Annotated in this window: 9 protein-coding genes; 4 read left to right on the top strand and 5 right to left on the bottom strand. The window is 62.0% G+C overall.

What is annotated here, in order from left to right; translation table 11 throughout:
• Positions 1 to 112: 112 nt before the first annotated feature.
• Positions 113 to 2,128, bottom strand: a complete 2,016-nt coding sequence (locus CO669_RS16280; protein WP_097660967.1) for an FIST N-terminal domain-containing protein — start codon at positions 2,126 to 2,128, stop codon at positions 113 to 115.
• A 452-nt stretch (positions 2,129 to 2,580) separates the two neighbouring features.
• On the bottom strand, positions 2,581 to 2,787 hold the full coding sequence (locus tag CO669_RS16275; protein WP_502694483.1) for a nitroreductase family protein: 207 nt from the start codon (positions 2,785 to 2,787) through the stop codon (positions 2,581 to 2,583).
• 124 nt (positions 2,788 to 2,911) lie between these two features.
• Here CO669_RS16275 and CO669_RS16270 point away from each other — a divergent pair, with 124 nt between their 5' ends.
• Positions 2,912 to 3,874 carry an alpha/beta hydrolase gene (locus CO669_RS16270; RefSeq protein ID WP_097660815.1) on the top strand — a complete coding sequence of 321 codons (963 nt, stop codon included), beginning with the start codon at positions 2,912 to 2,914 and terminating at the stop codon, positions 3,872 to 3,874.
• Between the two features lie 6 nt (positions 3,875 to 3,880).
• Here CO669_RS16270 and CO669_RS16265 read toward each other — a convergent pair whose 3' ends face one another.
• Positions 3,881 to 4,345: a cupin domain-containing protein gene (locus tag CO669_RS16265; RefSeq protein ID WP_097660814.1), complete on the bottom strand. Its 465-nt coding sequence runs from the start codon at positions 4,343 to 4,345 to the stop codon at positions 3,881 to 3,883.
• 205 nt (positions 4,346 to 4,550) lie between these two features.
• Here CO669_RS16265 and CO669_RS16260 point away from each other — a divergent pair, with 205 nt between their 5' ends.
• Entirely contained in the window at positions 4,551 to 4,799 is a 249-nt protein-coding gene (locus CO669_RS16260) for a hypothetical protein (protein WP_097660813.1), read from the top strand.
• A gap of 148 nt (positions 4,800 to 4,947) precedes the next feature.
• Here the strand turns inward: CO669_RS16260 and CO669_RS16255 are convergent, their stop codons facing one another.
• A complete protein-coding gene (locus CO669_RS16255) occupies positions 4,948 to 5,823 on the bottom strand; it encodes an MBL fold metallo-hydrolase (RefSeq protein WP_097660812.1) in 876 nt (291 codons plus the stop codon).
• Positions 5,824 to 5,965: 142 nt separating this feature from the next.
• On the opposite strand from CO669_RS16255, the gene CO669_RS16250 reads away from it, so the two are divergent.
• Positions 5,966 to 6,949, top strand: a complete 984-nt coding sequence (locus CO669_RS16250) for a glycerophosphodiester phosphodiesterase family protein (protein ID WP_097660811.1) — start codon at positions 5,966 to 5,968, stop codon at positions 6,947 to 6,949.
• Here CO669_RS16250 and CO669_RS16245 read toward each other — a convergent pair.
• Complete coding sequence (locus CO669_RS16245; protein WP_097660810.1) at positions 6,946 to 8,568, bottom strand: ABC-F family ATP-binding cassette domain-containing protein; 1,623 nt, start codon at positions 8,566 to 8,568, stop codon at positions 6,946 to 6,948. The two genes, CO669_RS16250 and CO669_RS16245, sit on opposite strands and share 4 nt — an antisense overlap.
• 530 nt (positions 8,569 to 9,098) lie before the next feature.
• Here CO669_RS16245 and CO669_RS16240 point away from each other — a divergent pair.
• Positions 9,099 to 12,512, top strand: coding sequence for a CHAT domain-containing tetratricopeptide repeat protein (locus tag CO669_RS16240; RefSeq protein ID WP_097660809.1), 3,414 nt, complete (start codon positions 9,099 to 9,101; stop codon positions 12,510 to 12,512).
• Position 12,513 lies beyond the last annotated feature (1 nt).

Below are 12,513 nucleotides of genomic sequence, written 5' to 3'. Positions count from 1 at the left end.
TCGCGCCAGCAACAAACCTCTCACGAGGCACATTGTTCCTGCTAGCGCGGTGAGATTGCAAGAGCCAACTGGATGGTCGTCACCAAATTTTGCGCCGGGGCAGATCCTGCCCCTAGCCGATCCGCTTCAACGTCGCGATGTCGTTCATCGCGCTCGTCAATGCCCCGTTGCGGTCGCGCACGAAGCTTTCGAGGTCCGAGAGCACCGTATTGATCATCTGAAGATTCTTGAACATGTCCTCGATCTGGGTCACGATGCTGTTGTAGCCTTCCTGGGTCTGGATCAGCTGGCCCCGGGTGTCGTTGATGTTGGCTCCAAGCGACTCGATCGAGGTTTCCATGCCTCCGATCGACGCGTGGGTGCGCGTGAGGCTGCTCCTGGTATCCTGCGCGAGCTTCTTCACCTCGGTCGCCACCACCGAGAAGCCGCGTCCCGCTTCGCCCGCACGCGCCGACTCGATCGTCGCGTTGAGCGCGAGCAGGTTGGTCTGACCCGCGATCGTGTCGATGATCTTGAGGATGTCGCGCAGCCCGTTCATGGCCTGAGTGAGGCCGGCGAATTCCTGCGACAATGCCGTTGTGTCGGTCGCCTTTGCCGCCGATTGCGCGCTCGCCATGATGACCGAACGGATCTCTTCCACGATCGTATTGATCGACGCGGTCTGCTGCAGCGCGCCCTCCACCTTCCCGCTCAACGTGGCACTCGCGCTCAGATATTCCGTCAGGCGCTGGACGATGCCGTCCTTGATCTGGTTGAGCAGGACCATGCGGTTGAGATGGGTGCGCGTGAAATACTCGACGAAATGCGCATAGTGGATCGGGAACAGCTCGATGAACGGATCGATCAAGGGCTTTTCACTGACGTCGAAGAACACGATCGCCGTCAGCGTCTGATTGATGTTGATTCCGAACAGCTCGCCGAAGGTCGAAAATCCCGCGACCGGCATCGGCCACATCCCGCCCATGTTGCGGAGCTGGCTCTCGTTGTTGAGGCGTCGCAGGATACAGTCGTTGAGGATCGCGCCGAGCGCCGGCGGCTTGTCGCGCAGGAAGGCTGCGAGGTCGCGCCGCGTCTGGTCGACGAAATCGGTCGCTTCCAGAAGTTCGAGCCTATCGCCCGAATTGACGTCGCAGAAGAACGAGACGACGCCGGTCTGCGCGTCGATGCCGGCGACCGAGCGCACGAACAGATCGCCGCCGACCTCGATGCCGAAGGAGTGCTTCGTCATCATCGACATCAGATTGGCCGGCGTTGTGTTCAGCGCCTTCGCGACCACAGACGCGAACGGCTTGATCTCGCCCGCCTCCAGGACACCCGAGGCTGTACGCCGATCCGGATCAGCCCCCATGACGACGAAGGACTTGCCGGTCTTCTTGAAGTTCTGGGTCTTGAAGATGCTGTAGGCCCGGCCCGGCGCCAGCTTCATGAAGGCGACGAGGGCATGATTTTCGAGAATCTGCCTGCCGTCGTAGAGATAGGTATTCTTGAAGTCGAGCTTGCCGCCGGCGGAACCTCCGACGAAAGCGCACGGAAACTTGCCGCTCCTGTAAACCGCCTCCATGAAATAGTTCTCCGAGGCGGAGACGCCGTCCACGAGCGCGAAGGCGATGGTGTCGCGCACGTCGATCACGAAAGGCGTGCGGATCGTTCCGAGCTCCCGGGCGACCGCCTCGATGCGCGCATCATGGGCCTTGGACGGCTCTCCCTTGCGAATGTCCTCGTTGTGGAGGCGAACGCTGTGGATGCTGATCGACTGAAAGAGATCGGCGGGGAAGATCTCCACGACGACCGAAGACCAGCTTGCGCCCGTCGCCTTGTAGAGCGATTGGCCCGCCGAGCACAATTCGCCGGCGGTCGACATTGCGATCACCGGCGTCGAGCCCGCCAGCCTCTGCAACGACGACACCACGCGCGCGAAGTCGCAATGCGGCGAGATGAACGCGAGGGCGAGCGGCGCGCGCGCACCCGCAACGACGAAGTCGCTCTCGGAAATATTCTGCAGCCGGTCATCGCTCTCCAACACGCGGATCGCGCAAGGCTCGCGGTTGGCCGGCGTCTCGTCTGGAACGTCCGGAACGATCGAAGGCGATGCTTGCTTATGTCTTGCCTGAGAAAAGAAGGAGAGCATGGCAATATCCTTGTTCAACGCGAGCGAACTCTCAAAGGATTGAATTACGGATTCGAAATTGCCATTCGGTTAGGAAACCCGCCGCATCGTTGCGTTTGTGCAGCGGATCAGCACCGTAGGACTACGGCGCCGCATGGTCGTACGGGTTCATGATACCGATCACGTCACCGCGCTTGATCTAGATCAAACTTTCGTATCGCAAGGAATCAGAGCGACGTGGAAGCACGTTTCCACGTGTCCAGCGCCGGTCCTGCGCGCGTCAGCGTCAATCCGCGAAGTCGACGAAACGCACGACTCATCAATGTGCTCGCGATCCGATCGCACCGCGTTCGCGGCAAAGCCGTTGTCGGGATATCCCATCGCGCCGAACAGTTCTTGGCGATATCGACCTGCCGCGTACGATGCACGTCCTGATACTCGCCGTGGCTGATGAGGCCGCGCTTGACCTTGGCTCAGCCGACCATCTCTTCCATGTTGCGGCGGCGCACCTCCGCGCGCGGCGCGCCGGTGAGCACGTGGACGTGCCAGGGCTGGGTGTTCATCGACGACGGCGCACGCTTGGCGCTGTCGATGATCGCCTCGATCAGCGCGCGCGGCACCTGCTCGTTCTTGAAGCCACGCGCGCTGCGGCGCGACCCGACCAGCGCTTCGAACTCCACTGCTAGAGACCTCCCTGCCCTTCATCCGCCCGCGCAGCGACACGAACACGAGGCCGGTTGCCGATGCGGCGCGCAAAATCTATGCTAAGCGGCAAGCAAGACCAAGAACCCTGGAGGACCTGCCATGGCCGCGCCGCTCGATCCCGTCATCGCCCAGATCATTCCACTCATGCCGATGCGCGATCCCACGGTGATGACGCCGCAGAGCGCCCGCGATTCCTTGCGCGCACTGGCTGCCGCGCGCGCCGCCATCCCGCCGCCCCCCGTCGACAGCGTCGCCGACATCAATGTGAAAGGAGGCGCTGGTCCGCTTGCCGCGCGCGTCTATCGGATCGGCACGACACCCGCCCCGACCGTGGTGTTCTTCCATGGCGGTGGCTGGGTTGCAGGCGACCTCGAGACCCACGACAGGCAGGCACGCAATCTTGCGATCGAGACCGGCGCAGTCGTCGTCTCCGTCGACTATCGCCGCCCGCCCGAGACGCGCTTTCCCGGCGCCTTCGAGGACGCATTCGCGGCGGTGAGCGACGTATTCACCCGCGTCGCGGAATTTGGCGGCGATGCAAAACGCCTCGGCGTTGCCGGCGACAGTGCCGGCGGCAATCTTGCCGCGACCACCGCGATCGCCTGCCGCGATGCCGGCATCGAGCTCGCCGCTCAACTGCTGGTCTATCCCGTGACCGACGTCCTCGGCGCGTACGCCGATGCGTGCGAGAACGCGCGCTATCCCTCACGCGCCGAGAATGCCGACGGCTACTTCCTGACGCGTGCCACCATGGAATGGTTTTGCGGCCATTATCTCGCCGAGCCCGGCCATGCCCTGGACTGGCGCGTTTCGCCGCTACGGGCGGCCTCGCTGGCCGGCCTTGCACCGGCGATCGTGACCACCGCCTGGTTCGATCCCCTGCGCGATGAGGGCGCGGCCTATGCGCGAGCGCTGGAGGCGGCAGGCGTACGGGTCAAGCACCATGAGGGCCCTGGGCTGATCCACGGCTATTTCGGCATGGGCGACGCCTCGGAGGTCGCGCGGGCCGAAGCGCAGCGCGCGCGGGCCGATTTCAAGGCCCTGCTGATGCGAGGCGCATGAGGACGATCAGGCGCTCCGCGCCTGCTGCGCGCCTGTGTGCCCCCAGGTTTCGTCCCAATCCTGACCGGCGGCGTCGACGACGCGGCCGTCGGCTTCGAAGAACTTATTCGGCACCTGGAAGATGGCGAGGATCAACGCCCCGTCGGGACACCAGGCGGCGTGCCGGCTGCCCGCCTCGCGCCAGATGAATTCGCCGGCCTTGCAGGCGATCCCCTCCGCCGGCCCCTCCTTGTCGACCAGCGCGCCCTCGATGACCCAGCTCTGCTCGATGCCGACATGCTCGTGATCCGGCAACACCGATCCCGGCGCGAACCGCATCAGGGCGGTCATCAGCCCCGTGCGGCGATCGAACAACAGCGTCTTGGCCTCGCAGCCCGGGAAGCGCGTGGTCTGCCATTCCATGTCTTGGGGTCGAACCAGGTGAGAATGCTGATCGGCGGCTTCCTGGTGCTTCGGGGTTACGGCGTCCATGTCGATGCTCCGTCCAGTCAAGCTGGCAACCCTAGCAGGGTTGCCTGCCGGGGTCAGCGAGCAGTGCAACAGATCGCGTGCCGTGCCGGCCGAACGTCCACCGCAAAAATCGCCGCGCGGTCAGGCCCAAGGCCCTTATCCAGCTTGATTGCGCCACGATTCCCGGCTCCAATCCCGCCGCCATTTCTGGTTTAGGGAGACACAAATGATGAAGCGGATTTTCCTGGCTGCGATCGTTGCCACCTTTGCAGCGGGCTCGGCCTTCGCGGAGGACACCTGCGAGAGCAAGGCGGTCGGCAAGGACGGCAAGCCGCTGGCCGGCGCCGCCAAAACCTCGTTCCTGAAGAAGTGCAAGGCCGATGCCTGCACCCCCAAGGCCGTCAGCGCCGATGGCAAGCCGCTCGCCGGCGCAGCCAAGAACAGCTTCATGAAGAAGTGTGAAGTCAGCGCGTAAAGCGCTGTGCATTCGCGGCCACGTTAGCGATCAATCGCTCCGCGAATTCCGTCATGCCCGGGCTTGTCCCGGGCATCCACGTTTTTCGTGGCGCGTGAAACTTCGTGGATGGCCGGGACAAGCCCGGCCATGACGAAGCGGGTACACTTCACTCCCGTCTGAACCGAAAGTCGAACGCGTCGCCGAGCGGCTTGATCCACCCCACCGTCGGCGCCGGAAAATGGACCGGCAGGATCAGCGTGTCAGTATCAACAACCGACGCAAAGAATTTCCGCCGCGACACCGCCGACTGCTTCGGATCCCAGTCCGGTCGCGCCGACCAGTCGGGCTCGCGGCACTGGATCTGGTGATGCATGAGGTCGCCCGCGACCACCGCGCGCTGGCCCTTCGAGAAGATGTTCACGCAGCAATGGCAGGGCGAATGCCCCGGCGTCGGCGTCAGCGTGACGGTGTCGTCGAGCGCGTAATCGTCGTCCACGAGGAGCGCCTGCCCGGCCTCGACGATCGGCAGGCAATTGTCGCGAAACACGGTGCCGGGCGGATTGTTGCCCTTGGCGTTCTCGGCCTCCCAAGCCGCATATTCGCCCTTGTGAAAGACGTATTTTGCGTTGGGGAAGGTCGGCACCCAGCGGCCGTCGCGCAAGGTCGTGTTCCAGCCGGTGTGGTCGATATGCAGATGGGTGCAGAACACGTAGTCGATCTGCTCGAAAGAGACGCCGAGCGCGAACAATTCGTTGCGCCAGCGCTCCTTGCCGGGGAAATCGAACGGCGGCGGATGGCCCTTGTCCTCGCCGGTGCAGGTGTCGACCAGAATGGTGTGGCGCGGCGTGCGCACCACGAAGGTCTGGTAGGTGATCACCATCATGCCGCGCGCGGCATCGAACACCTCCGGCTCCATCGTCGGCAGATGGCGCTTGAACACGCCCTCGTCATAGGCCGGGAAGAAATCCTGCGGCCGCCGCCACGGCCCTTCCCGCTCGATCACCGCATCGATGGTGATGTCGCCGATCCGCAGTTGCCTCATGGTTGTTCGCTCCCTTTTTAGAGAAGCGTAGCGAACGCGATCAGGGCCTTCAAGTCGTTCGGCGCACCGACCCCGCAGGCCTGGAGTGCCGCAAATCAACCTCAAACGCGCACGAAGATGATCTCGGAATGAGGCATGGCTGGTGGGCAGGAAACTAAGATTGGCCGCGGCAATCACGATTGCCGTCGCGGCCGGAATCTACATCAACAACACCAGTCTGTTGGCGCCGTATCAGAACGGCAAGCCGGTGCTGCTGGCCCATCGCGGCAAGGCGCAACGCTTCGACGAGCGCGACCTGAAGAACGATACCTGCACCGCCGCGCGGATGTTGCCGCCGACGCACGACTATTTGGAGAACACGCTGCGCTCGATGCGCGCCAGCTTCGAGGCCGGCGCCGACGTGGTCGAGCTCGACGTGCACCCGACCACCGACGGCGAGTTCGCGGTCTTCCACGATTGGACCGTCGACTGCCGCACAGACGGCCGGGGCGTCACGCGCGAGCAGAGCATGGCAAAGCTGAAAATGCTCGACATCGGCTACGGCTACACCGCAGACGGCGGGGAGACGTTCCCGTTTCGCGGCAAGGCCGTCGGAATGATGCCGACATTGTCAGAGGTGTTCGCCACCTTCCCTGACAAGAAACTTCTCATCAACGTGAAGAGTCGCGACGCGGGCGAAGGCGAGAAGCTCGCCGCCGTGCTGAACGCACTGCCGGCCGCGCGACGGCGAACCATCATGGTCTATGGCGGTGACGAGCCGATCGACACGATCCGGCGCCTCGCCCCCGACGTCCGCACCATCTCGCGCGCAGCCATCCGAAGCTGTCTAATCCGCTATATCGGCTATGGCTGGACCGGCCTGACGCCGTCCGCCTGCAACAACGCGATGGTGTTGGTACCGATCAACGTCGCTCCCTGGCTGTGGGGCTGGCCTGATCGCTTCCTCAATCGGATGACCGGCGCCAACAGCGCGGTCTTCGTGCTCGGTCCCTACAGCGGCGGCGAATTCTCCACCGGCATCGATACGCCGGACGCATTCGCCCGCCTCCCGCAAGGTTATTCCGGCGGGATCTGGACCAACGAGATCGAGGCCATCGCCAAGATCGCGGGCAAGGGCAAGGACTAGCTCCGCAGCCCCGGCGCTTCCTGCCCCGTGCGCGCGACATATTCCGTGTAGCCGCCGCCGAACTGGTGGATGCCTTCCGGGGTCAGCTCCAGCACGCGGTTGGAGAGCGTCGCCAGGAAATGCCGGTCGTGCGACACGAACAGCATGGTGCCTTCGAAATCCGCCAAGGCCGTGATCAGCATCTCCTTGGTGGCGAGATCGAGATGGTTGGTCGGCTCGTCCAGCACCAGGAAGTTCGGCGGGTCGAACAGCATCTTGGCCATCACGAGGCGCGCCTTCTCGCCGCCCGAGAGCACGCGGCAGCGCTTCTCGACGTCGTCGCCGGAGAAGCCGAAGCAGCCGGCGAGCGCGCGCAAGGAGCCCTGCCCCGCCGTGGGAAAGGCGTATTCGAGCGACTCGAACACCGTCTGCTCGCCATCGAGCAGGTCCATCGCGTGCTGGGCGAAATAGCCCATCTTGACGCTGCCGCCGAGCGCCACCGTGCCTTCATCAGGCTCGCTCGCGCCGGCGACCAGCTTGAGCAGCGTCGATTTGCCGGCGCCGTTGACGCCCATCACGCACCAGCGCTCGCGCCGGCGGATCATGAAATCGAGGCCGTCATAGATGCGCTTTGAGCCATAACCCTTGTGCACGCTCTTCAGCGCGACGACGTCCTCGCCCGAACGCGGGGCCGGCGGGAAGTCGAATGCCACGGTCTGGCGGCGGCGCGGCGGCTCGACCCGCTCGATCTTGTCGAGCTTCTTCACCCGGCTCTGCACCTGCGCGGCATGCGAGGCGCGCGCCTTGAAGCGCTCGATGAACTTGATCTCCTTGGCGAGCATGGCCTGCTGGCGCTCGAACTGCGCCTGCTGCTGCTTCTCGTTCTGAGCGCGCTGCTGCTCGTAGAATTCGTAGTCGCCGGTGTAGGTGGTGAGCGAGCCGCTATCGATCTCGATCACCTTGGAGATCACGCGGTTGATGAACTCGCGGTCATGCGAGGTCATCAGCAGCGTGCCTTCGTAGTCGTGCAAGAACTTCTCCAGCCAGATCAGGCTTTCGAGGTCCAGATGGTTGCTGGGCTCGTCGAGCAGCATGACGTCGGGCCGCATCAGCAGAATGCGCGCCAGCGCCACGCGCATCTTCCAGCCGCCGGAGAGCTTACCGACGTCGCCGTCCATCATCTCCTGGCTGAAGCCGAGGCCCGACAGCGCCTCGCGTGCGCGGCCATCGAGCGCGTAGCCGTCCAGCTCCTCAAACCGGTGCTGCACCTCGCCGTAGCGGGCGATGATCTCGTCCATCTGGTCGGCCTTGTCAGGGTCGGCCATCGCGGCCTCGAGCTCGCGCAACTCGGCCGCGACCTCGCTGACGGGACCGGCGCCGTCCATCACCTCGGCAACGGCGCTGCGGCCAGACATCTCGCCGACGTCCTGGTTGAAATAGCCGATGGTGATGCCGCGGTCGATCGAGACCTGGCCCTCGTCGGGCAGGTCCTGGCCGGCGATCATCCGGAACAGCGTGCTCTTGCCGGCGCCGTTGGGGCCGACGAGCCCGATCTTCTCGCCCTTGTTGAGGGCGGCGGAGGCTTCAATGAACAGGATCTGGTGGCCGGCTTGCTTGCTGACGTTGTCGAGGCGGATCATGGGGTCTTTTTGGGGGATTTTTGCGTTGCAGCGTCATTAGGGCATACGGGCGGCCAGGGGAAGCCCGATGAGACCCGGAGGTCAGGCCTTCCAAGCCCACGGATGCGCCCGATGAAGGCGCCAAGCTGACTAGTTTCGTCTCAGCAGGCCGCTATCGCCGTGGTCGGTGCAAGCCCCTTCCAGTTCTGACCAAAATCCGCCTGGACTGGCTTGTGCGCCTTGCGTGTCCGCCTCGAGCAATTCAGGGAAACCTTACCGGGATCGTAGTCCTCGCCGTCATAGGCCTCGATGTCAGGCGCGCCGCATCCCCTTCTAGAGCCCAGGCCAAGCAAGGGCGGTAAGTCATCGTTTGTAGAGTTCAGTCGTCAGAAGCACCCATTGCTGCCCGTCGGGTCGCTGTTTGCCTTGAGTTGACGAGACAAAGCAGCGGGGGCAACCGTGATCTACGCCACATAGATTTGCTTTGGTTCTGCTGATATCGATCACTTGCTAGGAAATCTCGAATCTTCGAGAAATTGTTAGGACAGTCTATGCAAGGGCGATTGTCGGCCCGACAGTTGGTAGTGGCGGTTGGCCTCGCCCTGGGAGTCTCGAATCCAACTCTACCTCTTGCCCCCGGCATTTGTGCTGTCGTGGTCGGCACGCTGCTGCCTGCTATCGCAGCCGCCGACGACGTGGCCTCGCTGATTGTAACGGTGAATGAACTTTACCGCGCGCAGAAGTATTCTGAGGCAATCCCGATTGCGCAACAGGCGTTAACACTCGGTGAACAGGCGCTCGGACCGGATCATCCCCGCGTCGCGATCCTGCAGCAAAATCTCGGGCTACTTTACATTAAGCAGCAGCGCTATTCCGATGGGGAGCCATTTCTCAAGCGGGCGCTCGTTATCGTGGAAAAGGCCCTGGGTCCCGATCATCTCCAGTCCGCAAGCGCTCTGGTTCAACTTTCCGACTTGTACGAAAAGCAAGGGCGATATGCCGAAGCCAAGCCGTTGGCGGAGCGCGCTCTGGACATAAGAGAGAAGACTCTCGGTCCGGACAGTCCCGACGTTGCGTCTTCGTTGACCCGTCTTGCCATCATCTACGGGAACCAAACGCGGTACGCCGATGCCGAGCGCCTCTATAGGCGATCCATCTCAATCTACGAGAAAGCACTCGGTCCCGACGATCGCAGTGTGGCGGATACCTTGCACAATCTGGCCAATCTCTTTGCAGATCTGGGACGATACGGCGAAGCCGAATCTGGATATCAACGAGCGATCGCAATTTATGAGAAAGTACTCGGCCCCGACCACGCCGATATTGCGGACTCCCTTGACAGCTTGGCGAACGCTTATTCGGAACAAGGAAAATATGCGATCGCCGAACCGCTTTATTTGCGTTCGCTTGCGATACGCGAGAAAGCGCTCGGTCCCGATCACTCCGATATTGGCAACTCCCTCAATAACCTTGCGGAGCTTTACAGGCGGGAGGGGCGGTACGCTGAAGCCGTACCGCTGTCCGAGCGTTCCGCAATGGTCTCGGAAAAAGCACTTGGTCCCGACCATCCCAAGGTGGCGATAGCTCTAGGCAATCTCGGTAGTCTCTATGCGATCGTCGGCAGACATTCCGACGCCGAGCGGTCGAAAAAGCGCGCGCTCGAGATTCGCGAAAAAATTCTCGGTCCCGACCACCCTCAAGTTGCAGACTCCTTGCACAGCCTTGCCATTCTTTACTACGACAAGGGCCAATATTCAGATGCCGAAAGGTTGCTCAAGCGGTCGTTGTCAATTCGAGAGAAGGCGCTTGGTCCTTGGCATCCCGATGTCGCAATCTCTATGGATAGCCTGGCCACGTTGCTTGTGGAGAGACGACAGCAGTATCGTCAGGCTGAAACGCTACTCAGAAAGTCTCTGGAAATTCGGGAAAGGGCGTTTGGCGCTGAAGATCGCAACGTGGCATCCTCGATTGAGAGCCTTGCCAAGCTCTATTCCAGACAAGGTCGATACGAATATTCTGAACCTCTGTACCAGCGGTCGCGGGGCATCTTCGAGAAGGTATTGGGCCCCGACCATCCTCGCTTGGCTGACACGCTCTCGAACATCGCCCATGAGCATGAAACTCGAGGGCGATATGCGGAAGCGGAACCACTTTACTTGCGCGCCCTCAAAATCAACGAAAAGACTTTTGGAGCGGACCATTCCAACGTTTCCCTTCCGCTGAATAAATTGGTCGGCCTCTATCTCAAGGAAGGACGCTTCTCGGAAGGCCTGCCATTTACCCGGCGCGTCGTCGCTCTTGGGAAGGCATGGGAGACGCCAGTTCTTTCGTTCCTGCTCAACGCTCAGGGCCAGTCCATCATAAGCCAAGCAGAAGCGATGGATCACGCGCTCAGCATTGCTCAGCGCGCGAACCAAACCTCAGTCGCAGCGGCAGTCGGGAAGCTTGCTGTGCGGCTCGCCGCCGGGGGCGACCGACTGGCCGAACTCATTCGCAAGGATCAAGATCTAGCCCGCGAGGCCGAACGGCTGGACCGGAAAATCGTATCCATGGTGACGGAGCCCGCCGCGAAGCGCAGTACCGAGGCGGAATCCCAAACTCGAACCCGGATTTCTGACGTGGAGACAGAGAGAGAGGCCTTACAGAAGGCCATCACGTCGGGATTTCCCGCATACGCAGCGCTGTCAAATCCGCGACCGCTGACGCTGAGGGAGACGCAGCTGCTTCTGTCAGTTGACGAGGCGTTGGTGCTGTTCGCTGCCGGTGGCACAAATTCGACCTACGTTTTAGCCATAAATCGCGACCGTTTCGACTGGACAGAGATTCCTTTGAGCCCCACCGCCTTGTCGAAAAAGGTTGCAGCTTTTCGTCGCGGTCTCGACCTCAATCAGATCACCAATCCCGCCGATCCTTCCAACGCATCGCGATTGTTCGATCTTAATTTCGCCAATGACCTCTATTCGGGCTTGTTCGGCTCCATCGAGCCCCTGATCAAGGACAAGAAGGAATTGCTGGTGGTGCCGACCGGCGCACTCTCTGCGCTACCATTCCACCTGCTTGTAACGGAAAAGCCGGCAGCCGCTGTGCCTGCCGATCTCGGCGGATATCGTGAAGCCGCTTGGCTGATCAAACGTCAAGCGGTGACCGTGCTTCCTTCGCTTCAAAGCCTGAAAGTGCTTCGCGAGATTGGAAACAAGGGCCGAGCAGGCAAACCATTGGTCGGCTTCGGCGATCCGGTATTCAGGCCGGGCGTACGTCCATTGGCTGAAGCACGTGCGGTGGCAGTCCGCAACCTCAACACCCGTGCCTACACCGAGTTCTGGCGTGGCGCGGCGATCGATCGCGAGATGCTGTCACAGTCGCTCTCAGAGTTGCCTGATACAGCGGACGAGCTCAAATCGATCGCAAGGAAACTCGGTGCCCCTTCTGCTGATATTCATTTGAGCCTCGATGCAAGCGAGGCAACCGTCAAGCAGTTGCCTCTTTCTGACTATCGCGTCGTATACTTTGCTACCCACGCGCTCGTCGCCGGCGACATCAAAGGCGTTGCTGAGCCTTCTCTGGTGCTGTCACTTCCGTCGTCGCCGACAGAGCTAGACGACGGCTTGCTGACAGCGAGTGAAGTGGCGGAGCTCAAACTGAATGCGGACTGGGTCGTGCTTTCGGCCTGCAATACCATTGCCGGTGATCGACCGGGGGCCGAGGCCCTGTCAGGCTTGGCTCGGTCGTTCTTCTATGCCGGAGCGAAATCGCTGCTGGTCTCGCATTGGGCTGTCGAGTCTTCAGCGGCGACCCGTCTTACCACATCAACTTTCGAGATCCTCAAGTCCAATTCAAAGCTCCCCCGCGCCGAAGCGCTCCGGCGAGCGATGCTCAATTATCTCAATGACCGGTCAAGAGCCGAGAATGCTTATCCAGCATTTTGGGGGCCTTTTGCTCTGATCGGTGAGAATGGGCCCCTCTAGC

The sequence above is a fragment of the Bradyrhizobium sp. Y36 genome, from assembly GCF_002531575.1.
Lineage (GTDB): Bacteria > Pseudomonadota > Alphaproteobacteria > Rhizobiales > Xanthobacteraceae > Bradyrhizobium.
This window is presented reverse-complemented; position numbering and strand designations above follow the sequence as displayed.